Annotated in this window: 17 protein-coding genes and 1 pseudogene; 8 read left to right on the forward strand and 10 right to left on the reverse strand. The window is 70.1% G+C overall.

From position 1 onward, the window contains the following. Window positions 1-31 precede the first annotated feature (31 nt). Both IE136_RS07100 and IE136_RS07105 read right to left on the reverse strand, forming a co-directional pair. Window positions 32-1,756 (reverse strand): ATP-binding cassette domain-containing protein, encoded by a 1,725-nt coding sequence (locus IE136_RS07100; RefSeq protein ID WP_373309031.1) that lies wholly within the window; start codon window positions 1,754-1,756, stop codon window positions 32-34. A gap of 431 nt (window positions 1,757-2,187) precedes the next feature. Then, a complete protein-coding gene (locus IE136_RS07105) occupies window positions 2,188-2,811 on the reverse strand; it encodes a cytidylyltransferase domain-containing protein (RefSeq protein ID WP_229818686.1) in 624 nt (207 codons plus the stop codon). 70 nt (window positions 2,812-2,881) lie between these two features. Between IE136_RS07105 and IE136_RS07110 the strand changes: the two genes are divergently transcribed. Beyond that, entirely contained in the window at window positions 2,882-3,163 is a 282-nt protein-coding gene (locus IE136_RS07110) for a PaaX family transcriptional regulator C-terminal domain-containing protein (RefSeq protein ID WP_189599842.1), read from the forward strand. 125 nt (window positions 3,164-3,288) lie between these two features. Here IE136_RS07110 and IE136_RS07115 read toward each other — a convergent pair whose 3' ends face one another. Further along, window positions 3,289-3,987: a hypothetical protein gene (locus IE136_RS07115; protein ID WP_189599843.1), complete on the reverse strand. Its 699-nt coding sequence runs from the start codon at window positions 3,985-3,987 to the stop codon at window positions 3,289-3,291. A gap of 113 nt (window positions 3,988-4,100) precedes the next feature. Here IE136_RS07115 and IE136_RS07120 point away from each other — a divergent pair, with 113 nt between their 5' ends. The 5 genes from IE136_RS07120 to IE136_RS07140 all read left to right on the forward strand — a co-directional run bounded on the left by IE136_RS07120 (window position 4,101) and on the right by IE136_RS07140 (window position 7,892). Continuing rightward, the gene (locus IE136_RS07120; protein WP_162467815.1) at window positions 4,101-4,325 is read left to right on the forward strand and encodes a hypothetical protein; all 225 of its coding nucleotides are present in this window, start codon (window positions 4,101-4,103) and stop codon (window positions 4,323-4,325) included. Window positions 4,326-4,338: 13 nt separating this feature from the next. Continuing rightward, window positions 4,339-4,752, forward strand: coding sequence for a hypothetical protein (locus tag IE136_RS07125; RefSeq protein ID WP_189599844.1), 414 nt, complete (start codon window positions 4,339-4,341; stop codon window positions 4,750-4,752). Window positions 4,753-5,083: 331 nt separating this feature from the next. Beyond that, window positions 5,084-6,331, forward strand: coding sequence for a hypothetical protein (locus IE136_RS07130; RefSeq protein ID WP_158992460.1), 1,248 nt, complete (start codon window positions 5,084-5,086; stop codon window positions 6,329-6,331). Between the two features lie 33 nt (window positions 6,332-6,364). Next, complete coding sequence (locus IE136_RS07135; RefSeq protein ID WP_158992462.1) at window positions 6,365-7,591, forward strand: neprosin family prolyl endopeptidase; 1,227 nt, start codon at window positions 6,365-6,367, stop codon at window positions 7,589-7,591. Next, window positions 7,578-7,892 carry a hypothetical protein gene (locus IE136_RS07140; RefSeq protein ID WP_158992464.1) on the forward strand — a complete coding sequence of 105 codons (315 nt, stop codon included), beginning with the start codon at window positions 7,578-7,580 and terminating at the stop codon, window positions 7,890-7,892. The genes IE136_RS07135 and IE136_RS07140 overlap by 14 nt, the downstream gene beginning before the upstream one ends. On the opposite strand, the gene IE136_RS07145 is transcribed toward IE136_RS07140, so the two are convergent. From IE136_RS07145 to IE136_RS07160, 4 genes and pseudogenes are all read right to left on the reverse strand, one after another. Further along, complete coding sequence (locus tag IE136_RS07145; RefSeq protein ID WP_189600039.1) at window positions 7,859-8,473, reverse strand: Ig-like domain repeat protein; 615 nt, start codon at window positions 8,471-8,473, stop codon at window positions 7,859-7,861. The two genes, IE136_RS07140 and IE136_RS07145, sit on opposite strands and share 34 nt — an antisense overlap. A 336-nt stretch (window positions 8,474-8,809) precedes the next feature. Then, a pseudogene (locus tag IE136_RS36560) lies at window positions 8,810-9,870 on the reverse strand (DUF6603 domain-containing protein); the annotation flags it as partial. A gap of 414 nt (window positions 9,871-10,284) precedes the next feature. Further along, complete coding sequence (locus tag IE136_RS07155) at window positions 10,285-11,352, reverse strand: ferritin-like domain-containing protein (protein ID WP_158992468.1); 1,068 nt, start codon at window positions 11,350-11,352, stop codon at window positions 10,285-10,287. Between the two features lie 74 nt (window positions 11,353-11,426). Further along, entirely contained in the window at window positions 11,427-12,149 is a 723-nt protein-coding gene (locus tag IE136_RS07160; RefSeq protein ID WP_189599845.1) for an AfsR/SARP family transcriptional regulator, read from the reverse strand. A 311-nt stretch (window positions 12,150-12,460) separates the two neighbouring features. On the opposite strand from IE136_RS07160, the gene IE136_RS35400 reads away from it, so the two are divergent. Beyond that, window positions 12,461-15,358 carry a hypothetical protein gene (locus IE136_RS35400; RefSeq protein WP_229818689.1) on the forward strand — a complete coding sequence of 966 codons (2,898 nt, stop codon included), beginning with the start codon at window positions 12,461-12,463 and terminating at the stop codon, window positions 15,356-15,358. Continuing rightward, window positions 15,355-19,341: a hypothetical protein gene (locus IE136_RS07170; protein WP_189599846.1), complete on the forward strand. Its 3,987-nt coding sequence runs from the start codon at window positions 15,355-15,357 to the stop codon at window positions 19,339-19,341. The genes IE136_RS35400 and IE136_RS07170 overlap by 4 nt, the downstream gene beginning before the upstream one ends. Window position 19,342: 1 nt before the next feature. Here IE136_RS07170 and IE136_RS07175 read toward each other — a convergent pair whose 3' ends face one another. From IE136_RS07175 to IE136_RS07185, 3 genes are all read right to left on the reverse strand, one after another. After that, the gene (locus IE136_RS07175; protein WP_189599847.1) at window positions 19,343-19,669 is read right to left on the reverse strand and encodes a hypothetical protein; all 327 of its coding nucleotides are present in this window, start codon (window positions 19,667-19,669) and stop codon (window positions 19,343-19,345) included. 28 nt (window positions 19,670-19,697) lie between these two features. Next, window positions 19,698-20,579, reverse strand: a complete 882-nt coding sequence (locus tag IE136_RS07180; protein ID WP_158992473.1) for a cyanobactin maturation protease PatG family protein — start codon at window positions 20,577-20,579, stop codon at window positions 19,698-19,700. A gap of 190 nt (window positions 20,580-20,769) precedes the next feature. Beyond that, a complete protein-coding gene (locus tag IE136_RS07185) occupies window positions 20,770-21,660 on the reverse strand; it encodes a hypothetical protein (protein ID WP_158992475.1) in 891 nt (296 codons plus the stop codon). Window positions 21,661-21,840: the final 180 nt, after the last annotated feature.

Below are 21,840 nucleotides of genomic sequence, written 5' to 3' on the forward strand. Positions count from 1 at the left end.
GCAGCTCCTCGGTCGGGGTCGGAAGGGGCGGTCAGCGGTCCTGGGAGAGTTCCAAGAGCTCGGCGAAGGTTCCGCCCGCGTGGACGAGGTCGTCGTAGCGGCCCTGTTCGGTGATCCGGCCGTGCTCCATCACGATGATGTGGTCGGCGACCTTGGTGTTCTCCAGGCGGTGGGTGACCACGATGGTGATGCGGTCGGCGGCGATGGCCTTGATCTGTTCGAAGATCTGATGCTCGCCGCGCGGGTCCATCTGGGAGGTGGGCTCGTCCAGGATCAGCAGGGACGGGCGGCGGTACAGGGCTCGTGAGCAGGCGAGGCGCTGCCACTGTCCGCCGGACAGTTCCGCGCCGCCGAAGATCTCGCGGGCGAGGAGGGTGTCGAGGCCGGCGGGGAGGTCCTCGACGGCCTCGCGCATGCCGACGGCGTCGACGGCGTCCCACACGGGGCCGTCGTCGTGGGTGCGGGGCTGTCCGAGGGTCACGTTCTCGCGGACGCGCAGGGGCCATTGGGCGAAGATCTGGGGGACCAGGCCGGTCTGCCGCCAGACGGTGGCCGGGTCGGTCTCGGCGAGGTCGCTGCCGTTCCAGGTGACGCGGCCCTTGTCGGCGAGGTAGATCCCGGTGATGAGGCGGGTGAGGGTCGACTTGCCGGAGCCGTTGACGCCGACGATCGCCAGAATCTCACCGCGGCGCAAGGTGAGGGAAACGCCGTCGACGGCCGGCGCGTCCTTCCCCGGGTACTGGTAGACGGCCTCCTCCAGGCAGATCTCCTCCGCGGGGGTGACCCCGAGGTTCCCGCGCTTGGGGGCCCGGGCATCGGCATCGTCCAGGAATGCCTGCATGTCGGACAGATAGAGGCTGGTGTGGAACAGGGCGGCGCCGTTGATGATCACCTGGGAGAGGGCGGCGAGTGTGGTCTGTACGGCGACGACGGCCGTCGCGGCGAGCGCGAGCGCGATACGGCCGGTGGCGGCGAGCCAGGCGAGTCCTCCCCAGGTCGCGACAAGGAAGACGCCGGCGACGAGGGAGGAGAGCAGCTGGATCCGTAGCGTGCGCGGAGCCGCGGCCAGGGTCCGTCGGTCGCACCGGTCGGACAGGGAGCGGTACCAGAACAGCAGGTAGTCCGTCATCGAGTTCGCGCGCACCTCGTCGCCGTACTTGGGCGATGTGGACCACCAGCGCATCATGCCGCGGACGTTGCGGTCCGCGATGTTCGCGTAGTGGATCTCGTAGTCGACGCGCGCGGTGAGCACCGCGCCGACGCCGGCCGGGAGCACGGCGAGCAAGAGCAGTGGAAGCATCAGCGGGTTGAGCACGCTGAGCACTCCCGCGGCCGTGACCATCCTGACGAGCGCCGAGAGGAACCGCTGGGCATCGGCGACCATCACATGGGTGCGGATCACGCCCATCTCCGCGGCCTCCTGCCGGTCGGAGAAGCCGTCGACCGCGTACGCCGACGCCTCGACCCGGCACACCGCCGCCACCAGGGCGGTGTCCGTCTCGGTGGTGAGCCGGGGCGTGATGCGGCGCTCGGCGTACGTGGCCACGGTGGCCGCCACGCGGGTCAGCGCGGCAGCGCCGCCGGCGACGGCCAGAGCCGGCAGGGCCTCGTGCAGCCTGTCGGCGACGGTTCCCGTACCGAAGAGCGGGCGCATCGCGCGGGCGGTCGCCGCGAGTAGCACCGCCGCCGCGGCACCGGTGACCACGGGACAGGCCAAGAGGAACAGCACCGCCCGTCGGTCGATACGCCACGACATGACGATGATGCGGTGCAGCACCTTCGGGACCTGCGCGCAGAGCGTGCGGAGGGAGGCTTCACCGAGGGGGTTGACGGAGTATTCCCCCGTGTACTGGATCTCCGCCGGCGGCGGAGGTGGAACCGTGTCGTTCTGCTTGAACTCGCGTGTGCCCGCTGTGCTCAACTGCGTCCTCCCTCACTGATCTGCCTGCCTTGCGTGACGACACCAAGGTCAACGACGTGGACCCCGATATCGAACACGCGTGTTTGAGCCGATGCCGGAACCCCGAGATGGCGGGCTCGGCGTCGCATGTAGAGCCCATGGATCCTTGTTCGGCCCGGACGCCCATCCATCCACCAGTGGCCGACACGCCGAGGTTCGATACGCCTGTGACGCTTGGGTTTTCGGGCCCCGGGCCCGTCGCGCCGACGCCGTTCTCGCGATCGGTTTCACGGAGCTGCGGGGGCCTGGATCGTCATCGGAGAGGGCTCAGAACGACGGAGCATGCCGGCTCTCGCCAGGTCCTCCGGTGTATCGACCGCCGTCCCTTCATCCACGACGCCGAGCTGACGCAGGTAACTCGGCCGGTCCCCGCGCGGGTAGGGGATCGGCTGCCTGGAGAACATCAGGGCGTTGGGCTCGATATCGACGACGACCTCGACGACGTTGTGGTCCAGGACGGCACCGACGTCGTCCAGCTCCGTGTACGCGTTCACTGCGAGCGTTCCGTGCGCCAGTTGCTCCAGAGCCTCGGAAACGGCGTCGATCGCGGCGGGCGAGATGAACGGCTCGTCGCCCTGGACGTTGATGTACGCATCGGCGGGAAGGTGCTCCGCGCACTCCGCGACCCGGTCGGTGCCGGTGAGGTGTTCTCCGGTGCGCACGCACTGGATGCCTAGTTCGTGGCACGCATGCTCGATGCGCTCGTCATCGGTGGCGACGACCACGCCGTCGAGGCGCTTCGTCTCCAGGCAGCGCTGGTGGACGTGCCACGGCAGCGGCTTGCCCCCGAGCTGCGCCAGGGGCTTCCCCGGAAACCGGGAGGCCCCGCCAGCGGCAGGGGATGACGGCAATGTGGCGGCGGGGCGTGGTGTTCGGCGGTGCGGCTGTGGTGGCGGCCACGGCGAACTCCCGTCGGTGAATATGCCAGAGTACGCGGCCTTCAGCGACCTGCCGGGCACGGTGAGCTTGTGGTGGGACTTCCCGGCGATCCAGAAGCAGTACGCGGAGTTCATCGACGCCTACGCACCGGTGGCCGCCCGCCTGGCGGCGACCGAGACGGAGCCCGAACCCGCCGAGGCCTTCCGCCACTACGTCCCACTGCTCACCCAATGGCGTCGACTTACTTACCTGGATCCGGGCCTGCCCACCGAACTACTGCCACCGGACTGCAACGCGGTGACGACACGTCAGGTCTTCCAGTAGCTGCACGAAGTCCTCCTCACCCCGAGCCTGCGCCACGTAGGCGAAGTCACCGGCCTGCGAGCCTGAGCACCCAACTCACCCGCGAGCCACTGCCGACACCCGAGCACGCACCGGCAGCCGCACACCTACGTCGTGCCCGCTGGGTTCGCGGGGCGGGCCTCGTCTGTAACCTCCTTACTCTTGGCGGAATCGCCCAGGACAAGGGCGGCCAGGTGCGCCGGCAGAGAGACCGTTCCGTCGTCGTGGTGGCGAACCACAGCGCTTTCGGGATACGGCGTCGCCGTGGCTGAGGCCGAGCTCTCCGCCGTCGCGGGAGGAATCAGAGCCTCCTTCACCACAACCACGTCTTGAAGACTGCCTTCCACCCCGGGTGCCGTGACGAGTCCACTGAACCGCCGCGCACTGGGGAAGCCCATCACGGTCATGACGGCGACGAAGTCGCTGTCAAGGGTGCGCATCACAGGCTTCACCTCCAGCCAGCTCATGTGCCCGGGTGAGATGGTCACCTCAAGGGAACCGCTGAACTTCGTCTCGCTGTTCCATGTCTGCGAGAATCCGGACCCCACGGACGCTTTGACCACGTTGAAGAACGAGGCTTCGAGCGTCGAAGAAATTGACCACGTGGATGACGTGCCCGCTGTTACCTCGCCGCCGATTGTCCGCTTGATCGGATCTGACGTGTTGTTGTACACGGCGCGTCCGAGGCCCAACGGTGTCCCGAAGTCGTACCGCATCACCTTGTGACGCCTGATGACCTCACCGCGGACATCGGGCCAGTAGTTCATTCCCGCCCACCAGTCGGAACCGATGTCGTTGGGGTCCACGACCGGCAGGCCGTAAAGGGCCGCCGGGTCTACGTCGACTCGAGATCAGGGACAGTCGTTTCGCATCCGAGCCCGACTCCTACATGCTGTCGGCTCCGGCCACACGGCTCTACTTGGAACTCGACGAACGTCCTTGCAACATCCACCGGGCGGTCCGCGCTCTGGCAGCAGAGGGGGCTCTGCTGCCCGAACAGGCCGAGCCGGCGCTGGACGAGCTGACTCGACGCCGCCTGCTGTGGCAGGAGGGAGACCTCGCCTTCGGCCTTGCTGTCGAGGCCTCACTCGTGAACGCCCACCGCGAAGGCTGGACACAGCAGTGGGCGGGCGTCTGGTGCTGATGACCCACTCCGGGTGCTGATCGGCTGCTTCGAGGCCATCGGCACCGCGTACCAGATCAGCGTCGACGCCGCCGACCTGACCGCCACCGCCGGCATCCGCAACGTCGGCAACCGCCTGGCCAAGATGCCGACGGACCAGCAAGGTCTCAGCCACTCCGTCGCCTCGCCACCGCTCCTGCTTGACCGCACCGACCGCAACCGTCTGCGTGAGGCCGTCCACGAGCGCTCCACGCCTGGTCGCGACCAGAGTGGCCGCCTTCTCATGAGCAGCGGCGCCGTGGAGGCCTGCCTGGGAGAACCTGTGCGCCCAGAAGCCGGCGGGCCGTGGCCGGCTCGGCCGGGAGGAGTCGAGCTGCGCCGACTCCCGTGTGGGGGCAGGATGGAGATACCGGGGCGGTGCGGCCGCGACATCGTCGCCCGCATCTGACGTCAAGAGGTTTCTCATGACTGGTGACGCGTACGAACCCTCTGTGTCCGAACACCCTGAATCCGAATCAGCCGGGTATGAACCCGTGTCCGAACACCCGCAGCCCGGTCCCGCCATCCCGGTCGTGAGCCCGCAGGAGGCCGCGAAGCTGCCGCGGGAGCTGCCCCCTCGCGGACGGGAGATCGCACGGCGCGAACGCGCCAGGCTCGCCCGGCACCAAGCGAAGCAAGCCCCCACACGCCCTCGCCACGCCGACGTCCCGCCCACGGACGTCGCCCCCGCCCCCCGGGAAGCCGACCGGGGCGACTAGCGCGAAACGAGGTGGCGCCGCATGCCATCCGTGAACCTGGTCCGGAACATCGGGCTGAACGACGCCGCGACGGGCCCCATCACGACGCTGGACGACGAACCGACCGCCGCTCGGGTCCTGAACCATGCCTTCGTGACGGGGAACGTCTACGCCAGCCGTTCGCAGGACGGTGGCTCGACGTGGACGCATGTCGATCCGTACACGACGTTCCCCTTCGCAGCCGGCGGCCTGTGCTGTGACCAGATGACGCTGCACGAGCGCTCACGGAACCTGTGGATCTGGCTCCTGCAGTACAGGACGAGCCCGCTCAACGGATCGAACGTCTTCCGGCTGGCCGTCTCCACCGACGGGACACCCGCCCCCGGGTCGTGGTTCTCCTGGGAGTTCAGCCCCGGCCTCTTCGACGCCGCATGGGCCACGAACACCGAGTTCGACCGCCCCGACATGGCGACCACCGACAACCATCTCTACATCACGTACAACGTCTTTCACGCCGGTACGGCGGTCGCCGCGATCGTCTTCAAGATCTCGCTGGCCCACCTGGCGCAGCATCAACTGTCCTACGTCTACTACAAGATCACGACGGACAGCTCTTTCTGCCTCACGCGCGGTGCGACCACGGACATGTACTTCATGTCGGAGGCCGTGCAGAATCCGGTACGGATCTTCCGGTGGCCGGACGCCGTCGGGAGCTCCCTGGGCAAGGCCGTCGTCAGCACGCCCGGAGCCTGGACGGGGAGTACGGTGCCGGGCACCTATGTCTCGAACTGTCCGAGCGGCACCAATTGGCTGGGGAAGGTGCACGCCAGGGCCACCGCCGGATGGGTCACGGGAGGCAAGGTCGGTTTCCTCTGGCACGCCCTCCCCACGAGCAGTCGCCCACAACCCTGGATCAAGGGCCTCGTGGTCGACGGGGCCACATCGGCGGTCGTGGCGGAGCCGGACATCTGGAACCCCGGCTGGGCCTGGGCGTACCCCGCGACCTGCCCCAACGCCAACGGCGTGGTCGGGATCTCCCTCTTCTACGGCGGTGGCGGAGTGTTCAACCCTCGTCACGTCGTGGGCTATCTGGACCCACCCGGCTGGGTGTTGCAGGGGACGCGCGACAGCACCCACGGTCCGGCCGGCGGTATCTGGGGTGACTACCTCAGTTGTGCGACCAGCCATCCGAACAACACGGAGTGGGTCGCCACGGGCTTCACCCTTCAGGGCGGAACGACTTTCGACTTCATCGAGCCCCAGTACGTCGAGTTCAGCGTCGGCCCCTGACGGGTCGGTCCTGAAGCCATGAAGGAGGGAACCGTGGAATCAGGCAGGATCGAACGCAACCCGGAGGCGCCGAAGTCAGCGCCGCCACCGCGAGGGGGCCGGGAACTGGACCGCGAGGCCGCGGAGCGGCTCGACGAGATCCGGCAGTACTTCAAGGACCTGTACGCGCGACGTGACGTCGTCGCCCGCACCACCACCCCGTACGGCGAGGACCTCGACTGGGTCCCCAGCGAGGCCGATGCCGAGCCACCCGATCTCGAGTACCCGGAAAGCTCCGGCAGCACCGACCGTCCCGCGTCCCCCCAGCCCTTCGAGGCGGGCGCCGGCAGCGCCCAGACGGGCCCTCCCGGCACGGTTCCCATGGTGCGCAAGCAGCTGGACAGCATCACCGCCGCCGGCACGCTCCAGGACTACCTCGCCAAGGGGACACGGGCGAGGGTCGTGACACCGCCCGACGATCCCGGTTTCGCGCCCCCGGGTGCCTCCCCGCACAAGTACGCGCACGCCATCCAGCAGGTCACGAACTTCGGGACGGAAGGCGTCATCAACACCTGGCGGCCCTACGTTCAGTGGTCGGACGAGTTCTCCCTCGGGCAGGAGTGGGTGGTGCGGGGCAGCTTTGCGCAGGGCACGGCCGACGGGCAGACGGTCGAAGTGGGCGCGCAGACCTACAAGGACCTCTACGGGGACTGGTATCCGCACCTGTTCATCTTCTACACGACCAACAACTACACGGCCAGCGGCCCGAAGAAGGGCGGCTACAACACCGACGTGCTCGGCTGGAAGCAGGCGTCGACCACGGTCTACCCGACCGTACGCCTCGCGGAGAGCGTGTACGGGGGAAACCAGTACGAACTCGCCATCAAAGTCACGCTCTTCAGCGGCAACTGGTGGATCCGGATAGGCAGCGAATGGATGGGGTACTACCCAGCCGGCGGCCCTGATGGCCTGTTCAACGCCGCGGGGCTGCTCAACCAGGCGCAGTCCATCGACTGGGGCGGTGAGGTCGTCGACGAGGTCGGCCACCCCGGGCCGACGGGCACCTGGATGGGCAGCGGCCACTTCCCGTACGAGGGCTGGAGCCGTGCGGCCTACATGCGCAACCTGGCCTACCAGTCCGACACCTCCGGAACGATGGTCAACATGCAGGGCTTCACCCACGAGACCAACCCGAACGCCTACAGGATCGCGACCGACTTCTCCGGGACGACGACCTGGGGCTCGAACTTCTACTGGGGAGGCCCGGGTGGAGTCGAGTGACCTTCCGGCCGAGGACGACCGGCCCGAGGTGATCCCTTCCGAGGTCGATCCGGACGTCGAGTGCGTCCGGATCGACGAGGCGGGCAGGGCGGCGGAGCCGCCGCCCTACTCGCCCGCGGCGCAGGACCAGCACCCCCCGCCGGTGCGGGGCGTGCGGCTCTGCCCTGAGGGGTATGTGCCCCGGCGCCGCCGCCGCGACTACACGCTGGACGGCAAACGGGTCGTCACCGACTCCCCGGCGACCCGCAACCCCGAGGAGCCGCCGGCTCATGGGGCGGCATCGCCGCCCGAGTCCCCCTGAGACGCTGAGGGAACGGTCACGCCGCACGGACTGTGGTCGTCGCCGCCCTCGTACGAGACGATGATCCCGGCCACGTCCGCCGGCAGTTCCGCCGTCCGCAGCGTCGCCATGCCCACCTCGTCCAGGAGGACCGTGCCGAGCACCCGGTCGGCCGTGCTGAAGGTGACGGGGCCGCTCGGCGGGGGACCGCCGGTGACCGTCGTCGTGACCCGTACCGTCAGCGTCGTGAGCGACCCCGTGGCCAGGGCCGGCCGGGTGGCGAAAGAGCGGGCGGTCGACGGATCGAGGGCGAAGGCGCCGTTGCGGGCGATTCCGAAGGCGCTGCACAGGCCGTGCGCGGTCCGCGCGAGGTAGCCCGTCGCCGGGGCGAGGACGGCCGTCAGCTCGCGGGGGGTCTGGGGCAGGGAGACCAGGGCCGTGACACCGAGGAGGTCGCTGTCCGACCGGGCCGTCGAAAGCACCACCGGAAACCCACCCACGACCAGCGTGTCCGTGCCGCGTCCTGTCAAAAACAGGTCGCAGGACTCCTCGTAGTCGACGGTGCCGTGGGACCGGACGGTGTACGCGAGGTCGGCGGTCACCCCGGGGCCCGCCTGGAGGAGGTACCCGGAGGCCGGGAGCGCGTGATCCGGTGCGTCGAGGTGCGGGGCGGGAAGCCCGTGCCGGCGGCGGGCGCGCCGACGGGCAGCAGGCCGTGGGAGAGCGCGCGGCCGTCGACGGTGATCGTGTGCCCGTGGACTGTCAGGGTGTTTTCGGAGGCGTCGGTGAAGCCGGCCGCCTCCGGGCCGAGCCGGACCCGGCCGTCCCGCGAGACGGAGAAGCCGAGGCCGCCGTCGGCGGTGCCGGCCGCGACCCGGGGCGGGCAGCGCGATCCGCAGCCTGCCGAGGATGCCCACCACCCCGCTGGGCAGTTCGAGCACCACGCCGACGTCGGCCGTGACGAACGAGACCGGACGGCCCCAGCCGACCCGGAACATCGGCCCGACAACCGTGCTCCCGGCCCGCGCGGGAAAGACCGTCCCCATCGTGGTCAGGATGCGCGGCGCCGCCGCGGCGGCGCCGCGGGGAAGAGCAGGTCGTCCAGGTGACCGGACTGCACGACCACAGCCAGGCCCGCCCCGTCGAGAACGCGGCCGACGCCGATCAGACCGCCGACGGCGTTGAGCGTGAAGGCGAGGCCCAGTTCGATGGCCGGCGTGAACTCGGCGCTCAGCGCCACGAGCACCGACGGCGGGCGGGGCTGCAGGATCCCGAACGCCTTGACCTCGACGAGGCCCAGGCTCAGCGAGAGCGCGCCGCGGTACTGCCCGTCCTGCTCGCCGAGGAACCCGCCGCCCTTCGCCGGGCCGACGGCCAGGGTGAGCCCGAGCCCCCTCGGCGGCACCACCGACGGCGTGTACCCGCCGGCCGACGGTCGGACGTCGAGGCCCGCCCCGTCGACCGCCGCGTCCGCGACGCCGAGTAGCGAGGCGCGGAAGGAGGAGGTGAGCTGAAGCCCGCCGTCGCGCGAGGACACGTACAGCGACGGCGCGCGCAGCCCGCCGGGGCCCGGTCCAGGGGCAGGGCGATGCCCTTGCCGTTGCCGCCGCCCTCGAGTCGCAGTCCCGTCTTGTCGAGGCGAGCCCCCAGACTCCCCTTGAGGGTGAGACCGTCGGGGGTGAGGAGCTTCAGCAGCTCGTGGTCCGCGAGCGCGAGCTCCAAGCCGTCGGCCCGGAAGACGAGGGTGGAGTCGTCGGGTACGGCCGTCGGCAGGGAGATTACGAGGCTGATCCCGTCCCGTACGGCCAGCCCCGGCACGAGCGTGAGCGAGTCGCTCAACCTGAACGTGAGGTCGATCACCGGGGGCAGGGTGGTCCCGAGCGGCTGCACCTGCGTGGGCCCGGCGAGGAGTACGTCCTCGATCAGCAGCGACCAGTTCGGCATCGCCCGCGTCGCACCCAGCACCGCCGTCCGCAGCAGGTCGACGAGGACCGGCCACAGATCCCCGGGCGGCGCCGCGCTCGGCAGTGCGAACCGCGCGAGCAGCGCCTCCGGGGTGAGCGCCTCGGAAGGCAGTCCGAGCGCCTGCGCCAGGCGCTTGCGGCGCTGGGCTTCGGGAAGCCCTTGGAGATCCGGGAGCAGGGGGACGAGCCCGTCGCGGACATCGGCCGCCAGTTGTGGCAGTGGGGTGGCTGCCATCAGCGGGTCCGCGCGGGGTGGGGGACGTTCATCGGATCGTCGCCGTTCTCCGCCCGTGGACGCGCAAGGGAGGGTACGCCGCCGGGCGGATGGGGATCGGAACGCGGACGCTAACCCCGGTCACGACGCGGAGCGCGGTCCCGAACCACCCGGGACGCCGAACCGGTGCCCTTTCACTCGCGCGGCAGGGGCGCGAACGGGAGGCTCGAACCCGTCATGGAGTCACGTAGAGGAACTCCGGCCCGTAGTTCTTACCGCCGCCGGGCAGCGGGCGCGCCATCAGCTGTTGTGCGGGGTCCTGCAGGGCAGACATCTGTGCGATCGCCTCGAACAGCAGCCCCTCCGCCTCGCCCTCGTCGTCCCGCCGCCACGCATCCTGCAGCAGACGCAGCAGCTTGCTGTACGCCTGGTTGAACTCGTCGAGGAGCTGTGTCGTCCCGGCGTCCGGTGCGGAAGGTCCCGTCCGGGGCCAGCCCCCGGCGGGAACGATCCCCATCGGCAGGGCGTCCGGAATCGGGATCTCCGCTCCCGTGAACTCGAACTTCCCGGTGTCGGGGTTCTTCCTGAGCCTGCGCTTGTGGAAGATCTCCCGGAAGGCGTAGTAGTGGGCCAGCTCTCCCGCCGCCCCAGGGTGCGGGTTCTCGGGTGAAGCGGTCGTGCCCTCGCCCTGTTCCTTGATCACGCCGATGGCCTTCTCCACGGCGGCGAGCGTGGCGAGGGGCACGACGGGGTTCCCCGCGCCGTGACCGAAGTGCAGGGTCAGCTGCCGGGTGCCGGTGATCCGCTCCGGATGCGCACGGAACGCCTCCAGGAGGGCGGTGTAGAAGGCCCCGATCGACGGGTGCGGCGCGGCGTCCCTCGCGAGCGGCTGGTCCGGCTGCTCGATGAGGGAGTACATCTCCGCCGCGTCCGTCGTCAGCCCGCTGAGGAAAACTTTGAGTTCGGGCCGCACGCCTCCCGGCAAGGGCCCCGGATACGTCGGCACCACCGAAGCGTCGTCGAGCACGGGAATCCCGCCGAGTGTGGTGAGCAGGTTGCACGCCAGACCGAAGTGCGACATCTCGTCGAAGACGATCTCGCGCAGCGTCCGGTGGACGGAGCCGTCCCCGGTCGACGTGTCGATCGACCACATGCCGCACAGATACGGGGGGAGCGTGGCGAGTTCCAGCAGGATCGCCTGCTGCGCCGCGTCCCTCATCCAGTCGGCGTCACGCCGCTCCGCGGGCTGCTCCATCAGTTCGACGATGCGGTTCTTGCTCCGGGCATACGGAAGCGTGTTCACCACCGGTCTCCTTCCGGTCGGATCCTCAGAGGGTGGCAGCGGTCCGTCACCCCGCCGTCATCGCTCTTGTCCTGTCACTGCTGTGGCTGGGGAATCATCCGCGCGAACCGCACGGACGGTTCGACACCGAGCTCGGCGCGCAGCAGATGCCGGAAGGCGTCATAGTGCCGGAGGGCCTCGTTCAGATTGCCCTCGGCCAGATGCGCGGAGACCACCGCCCGGTGGGCGCTCTCGCGGAGCGGCTCGATGCGGATACTCGCCAGCGCCGCCTCCAGGGCGAGGGCGGGCAGGCCCTGCCCCGCCAGCCGTTCCGAGAGTGTGTCGAGGGCGTTCAGGCGCAGTTGGCGCAGCCACTCCCGCTCGAGGACGACCCAGTCGTCGTCCCAGTCGGGCAGGAGGTCCCCGCGGTTCAGCAGGCCGAGGAGCGACTGGTCGTCGTCGAGGGGCCCGCGCCCGTACAGGACGTCCCGCGCGGAATCCGAGAGCGCGTGTGCGTCCACGCTCACATCGTCGGCGAGGGCGATCGTCCCCGGGGTGCACTGGATCAGCGCGGAGTCGTACCGCGCGAGTTTCCACAGAGCCGTACGCAGACTCCCGCGTGCCTGCGCCTCGGTCGCGTCCGGCCAGAGGCTTCCCGCGACCACGGAACGTCCGGCCCGTCGCCGGAGGCCGACGAAGGCCAGGAGCCGTTGCGCGTTTCCGCAGACCTCGACGGGCTCACGGTCGAACTCCAGCCGGAACTGACCGAGCAGCCGCAGGTGGGCGGGGCGAGACGGGAGGGAGGAAGAGGGGTTCATCTGCCGTCCTGCAGGGTGTTCCCGACACCGGGCCTTTGCTCTTCACCACCACCATCCATGGTAGGACGACGGATGGCTGACGGCGCGCCGCGGCGGCCCGGGGGCCCGCCGCGGTCGATCCCGTACAGGAGGCCGGGGACGTTTGGCTGATCACCGCGCGCCCATCGAGGCTCCTGGCTGCCCAGTGACGGCCGGCAGTCCCGCGAGCCGACCGCCCTGCCGCCGGCCGGCCTCTCGCTGTTGACGCGCGGATGACGCCCCGCTCGTAACGTGCCAAAGGTTCCGATGGGTGCGTCGAAGGAAGCAGCGAGATGACCGGCCAGGAATACGCTGATCAACCGGACCGGGACCGGGAGGCCGTCGGTCTGGCCGCCTCCGGGTTCGATACGGTCGAGGAACTCGACCTCGACGCTCTCTCGGACCCGGACATGACCCAGCGGGTCGTGACCCTGCTGCGGCGCGAGGACATGCTCGTGCTCGAGTTCCGCTTCTCGGGCATCATTCGGCTCGGGAACGGTGCGGGGCAGCGGCTGACGACGGCGAGCCCCACGCAGCCGGGCTCCCTCCTCATCCGCGTTCCCCCGCAGGCCATGCTGGAAGAGGCCACCACGCTGGGGGGCGCCTCCACCGGCGTGAAGAAGGCGTGGCTGTCCGACATCAGTCAGATCGAGCTGCGCGTGCCGGCCGGGTCGTCGATCCCGTTCAGCGCCGCCGGGCTGCTGGGCTGGACCGGACTGTCGACGGCCTCGGCGCACCTGGAGTGTGTGTGGGGGCTGCCCCTCGCGCCGGTGGAGGCGAACCGGGTCGTCTGGCTGCACAGTACGGAGCCGGTGACCGGGCCGACGGGAGCGACGGGGATCTGGCACACGCGACTGGCTCTTCCGCCGAATCCAGGCCCGCTCGCGGCTCCGTCGCGGCTGCCCGTGCCGGTCAAGTCGGCCGGAGAGATTTCGTCCGCCGAAGAGTTCACCAGTTCCCTGTCGGCGACGGCGCGACGTCAGATCGCCGCCGCCATGGACCGGCGCCCCGTCCTGGCCAGGGACACGGCGTTCAGCGCGCTCGGCGCGACCGTCGACCTCACGGGCAACTGGATGGGCGTGCCCGGCGTGGGGGTGGTCCTGTACCGGCACAGGTCCGTCATCGGCCGTGACATCACGGTCAACGTGGTGCAGCGCGGCTACCTGTGGCCCTTCGGCATCCCGGTGCACATCGCGACGCAGACCGAACGGCGGCTCGACCACGGCCTGGTGCGGACGAGCATCCTGACCGTGATGCTGCCCGAGGTCACGTACGACGGTGTCGCCGCACTGCCGAACGGGGGACGGGCGTTTCCCTTCGAGCGGGTCCGACTGGACGGTCCACTGGCCGTCGACGTCAGCGACAAGACCGACAAGCTGACGCCGAACGTCGGGTTCTGGGTGCGCGGGCCGGGCGCGGCCGACGGGCGATTGCGGTTCGCCCTGACCGCCATGGACAAGCGCCGTCACGCGGTCTCGTTCACCGCGCCGCTCGTGTTCATCGAGGGCGACCGCGCACACGGGAACCTCGGCCAGGCCGTCGAGGAGTTCAACAAGCAGGCCAAGGACATCGCGCTGCCCGCCTCCGGACGCCTTGAGCTGGCTCCGGCGACCGGCGCGGACCAGGAGTCGACCACCGTGGAGGTGGCGGCGCTGCGCATCGGCGCGGAGGCGTCGAGCGCCTCCCAGCCGGACCTGGAGGCGGCCGGTCGCCTCGGTGCCCTGCCCAGACTCATCGGCGTCGAGGCGCGGCTGCCCGCCCTGGACGCCCTCGCCTCGCGCTCGGCGGCAGCCCCGGGGGCCTCGGACGCCGACGGTGCCCGAGCGACCGCCCGTATGCTGCGGCTCGACGAGAAATACGTGAAGCAGGGCCTGGCCGCCACCCACCAGGTCTACGCTCGCCTGGACCCCCCCGTGGGCTTCGCGCCGCCCGCGACGAGCTCCGGCGGTCTCGCGAAGCTCGACCTCCCGGTCTCCGGTCTGTCGAGCGCGGCGGGCCTGGTCGGCGGGGACCTCGAAAAGTTCAAGTCGGGGACGTTCGATCCGCGGAGCTTCTTCACCCGCCCGCCCTTGAAAGGCGGATTCCCGACTCGGCTCCTCGGTGTCATCGACCTGACCGCACTCGTCGAGTCGGTGCCGAACATGGGCACGGGAGACGGTGAGAAGGTGCCGCGTATGGTGACCGAGGTCAAGCACCCTCCAGGCAGGCCCCCGGAGGAGGTTCGGACCACGCTCACCTGGCGTCCCGACGTGAAGACCACCACCTCCGGCTCGCTCACGACGACCGCCGACACGACCCTCGACATCCGTAGCACCACGGTGCTGCGCCTCGACGGAACCGCACCCCGCTCCGAAGTGCGCGGCGAACTCCACTCCTTCGACCTGACGTTCGCCGAGGTGCTGAAGATCCACGTCAAGAGCCTCGCCTTCACCAGCAAACCGGGAACCACGCCGACCCTCGACGTCAAGGTCGGGCAGGTGAGGTTCGACGGCAGCCTCCGATTCCTCGACCGACTGCGGGAGTACCTGCCGTCGCCGGCGAACGGGCCACGGATCGCCGTCGACTCCACCGGGATCGCGGTCGGCTACGGTCTGGCTATACCCGGCGTGGGCGTCGGTGTCTTCATGCTCCAGAACCTCGCCCTGTCCACCGAGGTCGTGCTGCCGTTCAACGGCTCCGCGGTGCGCGCCTCCTTCGCTGTGTCCTCGCGGGAGCACCCCTTCCTGCTCACGGTCTCCCTCTTCGGCGGCGGCGGATTCCTGAAGCTCACCGTCGAGACCGGTGAGGTCGTCGCACTCGAAGGCCAAGTGGAGTTCGGCGCCGCGGCCTCCCTCAACGTCGGCGTGGCCAGCGGCTCGGTGTGCGTGACGGCGGGCGTCTACATCAAGCTCAAGGACAAGAAGTCCGCCGTCACGGGCTTCTTCCGGGCCGTGGGCGAGCTCGACATCCTCGGCATCGTCAACATCTCCGTCGAGTTCTATCTCGGGCTGACGTACGAGTCTCCCAAAACGCTCCGCGGGACGGCCACGGTGACCGTCCGGGTGCGGGTCGCCTTCTTCTCCAAGTCGGTGTCGATGTCGCTGGAGCGATCCTTCAGCGGCGGTGACGATCCGGACTTCGCCAAGGCGTTCCCGACCGCGCGACCCTGGCAGGAAAGGTGCGCCGCCTTCGCGGCGATGGTGGACGCATGACCTCCGACGTGACGGTGGTATGGACGCTGCTCCCGGACCCGGCGGCGCCGCGGGCCGACGACGGAACCGCCCGTCTGTCCCTGGTGTTCGGGTTCCAGCTCACCCGCACCGCGGCCGACAGGGCGGACACCGAGGCCCTCACCCTCAAGGACTTCCCGCGGATCCGCACCTGGCCCGATCTCGCCTTCACCCTGGACGTCACCTTCCGCGAGGAGGCGACCGGGAAGACGACGTCGCGCACGGGCGTCGTCGAGCCGATTCCCCGGCCCGCGCTCTGGGGCGCGCTGTTCCCGTCGTCCACCCCGGTCACGCCGTACCTCTTCGACGAGGCCGTGACCACCGACCCGGTCCAGTCCTACCCCGTCCAGGCGGTGTCCGGTTCGCTGCGCGAGGAGTACGGGCGCCTGTTCACCGCCGTGGACGGCTTCACCGCCGTGGACGGCGTCCCCGGCGCGCCGGCGCCCGTGGATCCCGGCTCGCGGCCGGTACGGCGCGAGGACTGGCAGGCCGTCGACGCGCTCGTACGGACCGTCGGCGCACAGGACGGCGGCAGGGCCGCACGCTCCGCGGACGCCGACCCCTTCGCCTCGCTGCTGCGGCACGGGGTGCTGGCCGACGAAGCCCGAGAGGACCCCCTCGGCTGGCTGCGGGTCGCCGACTTCCACGAGCCGTTCGCGGCTCCGCTCGCACTGGGCGGAACGGCGGCCCCGTCCGGTGTCGTGCCCCCGGACCGTGACTTTCACGGCATTCTCGCGGCACTCGCCGAACATCCCGGCCTGATGTCCCTGATCGGTCTGATACGGCGGGTGAAGGTCCCGCTCCCAGAGGAACTCGACGGCGCGGTGGCCATCCAGGCCCACCCGGAGACCCTCACGCTCCTGCACAACGACCTCCCGTTCACCCGGTGCGTCATCCGCGGGGGCCGGCTGTTCCTCGCGGGCCGGGACGGTACGCAGGCCGCCCTGCACCTTCCGCTCGACGATGCCGACAGGTACGCGGCGCACACGGTCGACGTCGACGCGGCAGCCCTCGCGCTCCGGTCGTACGGCGACATGCTCGCCGGTCTCCCCCGGACCGAGCAGCCACCGGTGCTGCTCGCGCCGGCGCTGCGCTCCGACGGCATCTTCGTCGCCGAGAAGAACCGTCAGGTCGCCTTCCGTACGGTCCTGAAGGAATCCAAGGCCCTGAACGACGACCTTCACACGGCCACCGAGCCGGGCAAGGCCATCACCCTGCACGCGGGCAGGGTGCTTCAGGGGTACCGGGTGGACGTGTTCGATGAGAAGTCGGGCCGGTGGTACCCGCTGTGCCGGCGCACGGGCCACTACACCGTGCGGGGAGTCGCGGAGCAGGTGCCCGTCGACGACGAGGGTTCGGTGGCCGACGCCCTCACCCGGGGCAAGGACGCTCAGGACAACCGCGTCTCGCGCCTGCACCAGTCGCTGTTCCGCTGGAACGGCTGGAGCCTGGTCGCGGAACCCCCGGGCAAGATGCTGGACGTGTCGGAACAGCTCACCGACCCGGGTCCCGCGACCGACGCCGGCCTGCCGTTCTCGTCGACGCTGCGGCCGGCCGACGGCACGCTGCCGTCGCTGCGGTACGGCCGCTCCTACCGCTTCCGGGCGCGCCTCGTCGACCTCGCAGGCCGCAGTCTGCCCTTCACCGACCGGCCGACGGCCGGCGAGCCGGCGACCGCGCCGCTCCTCTACACACGCTACGAACCCGTCCCCGCTCCCGTGCTCGTGCCCCGGCGTCCCGTGGCGCCCGGCGAGTCGCTCACGGTGCTGGTCGTACGGACGGACAACAAGGACCCGGCCGCGCCCGTCCTCGGCGCCACGTGTGAACGGCATCTGCTGGCGCCGAAGGCCGCCGTGCAGATGCTGGAACGGCATGGCGTGCTCGACGTGGTGGGGCAGCACCGGCTGGACCCCGCCGTCCACGCGCTGCTCAGCCGGCTGGACGGCGGTGTCGTGACGGGACCCAGGGACCCGGGTGCCGGGGGCGCCCCGTACGCCGACGTCGATGCCATGAGCCTGCCGTGGCTGCCCGACCCGCTGTCCCGAGGTGTCGCGCTCGTGGGGCTGCCGCAGACCTCGGAGCTCCTGGCCGCGTGGCCGCACGGCAACGGCTGGCACGAGCGGCTGCCGGTGCGGTTCGTCGTGGCCCCGGGCGGTTCCGGCGCCACCCCGGCACCGGTCTTCAACCCCGCGGGGCGGCTGATCCGGGTGACGCTGCCGCCCGCCGCGGACGTCACGTCGCGGCTGAGCAGCATGCTGACACGCGGAGACGAGGAGCTGCTCGGCCTGTGGCACTGGTTCGCCGAGGGGGAGGGCCGGTCGGCCGAGGAGCTCGACGACGCCCGTGCCCAAGCCGTCGCGGGACACGTCGCACAGCTCACGCCGACGACGACGTTGCGGCTCATCCACGCGGTGCGCTGCCCCGTCGATCCCCCGGCGTTCGGCCGGCCGAGCGTCGAGCGCGGGCCGAAGGAGACCGCGTACGTCCTGGACGACCCGGCCCTGACCGTCCACGGTCCCTCGACCCTCTCGGTACACGTCGAGGCGATGTGGAACGAGATCGCCGACGACCCGGCGCAGAGCACGCCCTCCTACTCCGTCGGCCGTGCCGTCCTGCACCAGGGCGAGGACGGAATCCGTTCGGCGGCCGACGGGCCCGGGAGCGCCGCTCCCGTCGCCGTCAGCCCGTTCCGCTCGCGCCACGACGTGCACGACACCCGGCATCGTGCCGTGCGGTTCACCCCCGTCGGCACCTCGTCCTTCATCCCCTACTTCACCGACCGCCGCACGATCCGGCTCACCGCGCTCAACGAGGCACAGGTGGCGGCCTCCTTCGTCCCGGGCACGGTGGTCGTCCGGGCCGCCGTCGACCCCGTGACGGCCGCGGGGACACCCGCCGAGCCCGGCCGCGCCTACACCCTTGACCAGGACTACACCGTGAACCACGAGGCCGGCCGCGTCGCCCGCAAGGCGGGCGGTGCGATCGCCGACGGAGCCGATGTCGAGGTCTCGTTCGTCGTGCCGCCGGTCACGCGCGCCGGTTCACCGGTCACCCTGCACGTCCCGGCGACCGTCCGGCCGCCCGCGCCGGCGGTCCACTCCGTGGTGCCCGCCTTCCAGTGGAAGGACGAGTCGAGCGGCGGAACGCGGGCGAGCGTCCGGCAGGGCGGCGTCGTGCGGGTCTACCTACAGCGCCCCTGGTACGTGTCCGGTGAGGGCGAACTGCTCGCCGTACGAGTCCTCGGGCAGAACGCCCAGCCGGACGCGGCGTCCCAGCAGTGGGCCACCATGTGGGGGCGTGACCCCGTCCGCCAGGCGGGCGAAGCGCCGCCGATCGGCTTCCCGCGCCCCTCCGATCTGCTCGACGCCGTGGACGTGCAGATGTCAGCCGGACACGCCATGGGGTATCCGGTCGCCTACGACGAGCAGCGGCAACTCTGGTACGCGGACGTCCGGTTCAAGGCCCAGCGCGTCTACCAGCCGTTCGTGCGGCTCTGCGTCGCACGCCTCCAGCCGGACGCGCTGCGCACCCCGGAGGACCTGCGGCTGTCACCAGGGGTGGACGCCGGGTTCGTTCAGATCCCCGTCCACCGGCGGGCGTCGGTCACGCTGTCCGCCGGCGGTACGGAGGCCTCGGTGACGGTGACCGGTCCGCTGCCGCCGACGGCTCCGGGAAACTTCAGGACCACGATCATCGTCGGCAGGCAGCTGCTCGGCAGCACGTCGGTCGACGACCCGGCCCAGTGGCGGACCGTGGGGACGCCCGGGACGACTTTCCCGACGGGGGTCGCCCTGCCCCTCGTGGAGGTGACGGGCCCGCTGGCGCGGTGGACGGGCACGGTACCGCTGGCGTCGGCCTCGCCCGGGCCGGGACGCCAGCGGTTGCTGGTCATGGAAGTCGACGAGGTCGAGAGTCCGCGTGGGTTGTCCCGCCGTATCTCGTACCTCGACACCTTCACGATCTGAATCACTGCCTGCAGAATTCTCCGGTCGACACCCACTCGGTCTTCTCGGGGGAGTCGTCGCGGCTCGACTCCCAATCGTGGTAGCAGTCGGCCCTGATCTCGACGACGCCCTTCTCGCACCGCTGGAACCTGTTGCAGCACGGCACGAAGTAGCACGTGTTGAGACACTCCTCGCTGCACCGCTTGCACCGCGCACTGTTCCTGTGGGGGGGCTTGCACTCCTCCTTACAGAGGTGGTCGCATTCGAAGGGGCAGGCCAGTTCCTGCCAGAAATTGGGTAGTGCGCCGGCGCATTCGGGCGCGGTATCGGCGAATCCCAGAAAGCCCATGGCGCTTCTCCTTCTTCCGGGCACGAGGTCAGCGGTGGTCGTAGTAGTCGGAGATGCCGTGCCTGTGGAACGGATACTCGTCCGTGACATCGACCGGCACGAACTTCTTCTCCGTGACGTCGGTGCTCCGGCTGGTGTACGAGAACACGACGTCCACGACCCGGCGCGCACCGTCGACGCTGGACGGGCGGACGTCGATGGAGGACAGGGAGTAGCCGTCCATCGACCGTTCGAAGGTGGTCTGGTAGATGGCGGAGTAGCGGACCAGCAGATAGGTCAGGGCACGCTGGCCGTCGGTGGCGCCCGTGTTGCCGGACGCCCGGAGAACCGTCCTGAGCAGGTCCTCCGCCGCGCGGTCGAAGGTCTCTCCCGCCATCCTCTCGGGCTTCTCGATGGCGTCGAGGAGGTCGGTGACGGCGAAGGAGTACACCTGGTCCACCGACACCGTGGGCAAGGACAGACCCACGCAGGGCCCCGGATCCGCGAGTGGGTCGCGCACCCCGATGACACAGTCGAGGGCGGTCACCTGCTGGTCGGGGCGTATGGCCTCGGCCAGCAGACCGTAGTCGGCGGGATCGCGCGGTACAAGGAGGTAGGCTTCCACGCCCTGGACGGTGAACACGTAGCACACCTGCCGTGCCAGATAGCGGTTCTCCGGCAGGTTCAGAACCGTGCTCAAAGCCTGTCGGTCCGTGAGACCCGCCGTGTCGGCGCGGCTGATGCTCTGGGCGAGCTCCTTCTCCACGCCCTGGTTCGGGAAGTGGAGTTCGATCTGACCGAGTGCGTAGACGTACGACCGTGGCGACGCCGCGCGGGAGTGGTGCGCCTCGCAGGTCCGGCACGTTCCTGCCGTCGCGGTCTCGCCGGGGGCGGTGTGCGCCGATTCGTCTCTGACGTCTTCTACGCTCATGAGGACTCCTTGTCGCGGTGCCACGGCGAGAACGTGAGCCATCGGTTCATCCTGCGGGCGCGTTCCGTGCAGCCACCGCACGGCCTGATGCCGAGCGACTGCGTCGCGTGCTTGACGGCATCACCGAGCCCGACGTCGTCGTCCTTCACGAAGCCGGGGAGGCGCACGCGGTGCGCCGGGTGCCGTTCCTTCACCACTGGTACATGTACTGGCGCCACGTGCCGTGCCAGCCCGTGCCGTAGTACGTCCACGAGTCGGAGTCGAAGAGCGCCACGTGACCGCCCCAGTACACGTTCTCGTCGAGCTGGAAGACAGCCCACCATCCTGTGTACGGCGTCGGCGTGTAGCTCGTGCGAACCGCCTTCGACGCGAACCATGACCACATGTCCCGTGCTCTGATGGGCCGGCGGGCATTGGTGTAGCAACGGGCATTGATGTGCGGGTTGGGAGAGGAGAGCTCCGTGTACCCGGCGCGGATGAACGCGTCCGAGAGGAAGTGGGCGCAGTTGTTCGCGAAGACGTCGCCGGCGATGCAGCTGTTCGTCCAGTAGCTTCCGACGGTGGAGAGGGGCGGGGCGAGCACCCGGGGCTGGGCCTCCTGTGCCTGTCCTGCCTGTGCCTGTCCCGTGCCCGCTGCCGCGTAGCGCGGCGCGCCCGGCATGTCCACGGCCGGTGGAGGAGCCGTGTGCTCCATCGCTTCGGCGTTCCCGAGCCCGCCCAGCCCGCTTGCCGGCCTCGGCTCTCCCGGCACTCGGGGGCTCGTCGGCGGGGCTATGTCCTCCATGGCGACCATGAAGCCGGCCTGCGGTTCACCGGTGCGCAGCCGGCCCAGGCGGAATGCGGTGGCTCCCTCCCGCACGTACACCCTGATCCGGTCCGCGCCGATCGTCTCCCGGTCCATGATGTCGGACTTGGCGAAGGAATATACGCAGTCGCCGGATTCGACGATCAGGATGTTGCCCGGAATGTTTCCGTCATCGCGGCTATAGCCTTCGAAGGGGACGGTGGAGTCACGTTTCGACGCCCGCTCCATGAGCGAACTGAGGTCGTTCTGTTGACTTTTCATGATGTTGTCGGCCATTGCGTTCGCCTCCTGTGCGCGCGTGCGGCCGTCTGTATCCCCTCTTTCAGCGTGCACCCAGGAGCCCCGCTTGCGCCACCCGTGGAGGTGGTCCCAGCGCGCCAAATGTGGTTGCGAGACGTACTATTGAGGGCGACTGTGGCCTTCGAGGCCGCACACGCACGTATTCCGCGGGAGCCG

This window comes from Streptomyces lateritius (assembly GCF_014649715.1).
Classification (GTDB): Bacteria; Actinomycetota; Actinomycetes; order Streptomycetales; family Streptomycetaceae; genus Streptomyces; species Streptomyces lateritius.

What these genes read in the sequence shown, in the direction of transcription:
- IE136_RS35400 (WP_229818689.1), top strand. Translation starts at nt 12,461, where the DNA reads ATGACCGGCCAGGAATACGCTGATCAACCGGACCGGGACCGGGAGGCC.
- IE136_RS07180 (WP_158992473.1), bottom strand. Translation starts at nt 20,579, where the DNA reads ATGAGCGTAGAAGACGTCAGAGACGAATCGGCGCACACCGCCCCCGGC.
- IE136_RS07185 (WP_158992475.1), bottom strand. Translation starts at nt 21,660, where the DNA reads ATGGCCGACAACATCATGAAAAGTCAACAGAACGACCTCAGTTCGCTC.
- IE136_RS07175 (WP_189599847.1), bottom strand. Translation starts at nt 19,669, where the DNA reads ATGGGCTTTCTGGGATTCGCCGATACCGCGCCCGAATGCGCCGGCGCA.
- IE136_RS07170 (WP_189599846.1), top strand. Translation starts at nt 15,355, where the DNA reads ATGACCTCCGACGTGACGGTGGTATGGACGCTGCTCCCGGACCCGGCG.
- IE136_RS07100 (WP_373309031.1), bottom strand. Translation starts at nt 1,756, where the DNA reads ATGTCGTGGCGTATCGACCGACGGGCGGTGCTGTTCCTCTTGGCCTGT.
- IE136_RS07130 (WP_158992460.1), top strand. Translation starts at nt 5,084, where the DNA reads ATGCCATCCGTGAACCTGGTCCGGAACATCGGGCTGAACGACGCCGCG.
- IE136_RS07160 (WP_189599845.1), bottom strand. Translation starts at nt 12,149, where the DNA reads ATGAACCCCTCTTCCTCCCTCCCGTCTCGCCCCGCCCACCTGCGGCTG.
- IE136_RS07110 (WP_189599842.1), top strand. Translation starts at nt 2,882, where the DNA reads ATGCCAGAGTACGCGGCCTTCAGCGACCTGCCGGGCACGGTGAGCTTG.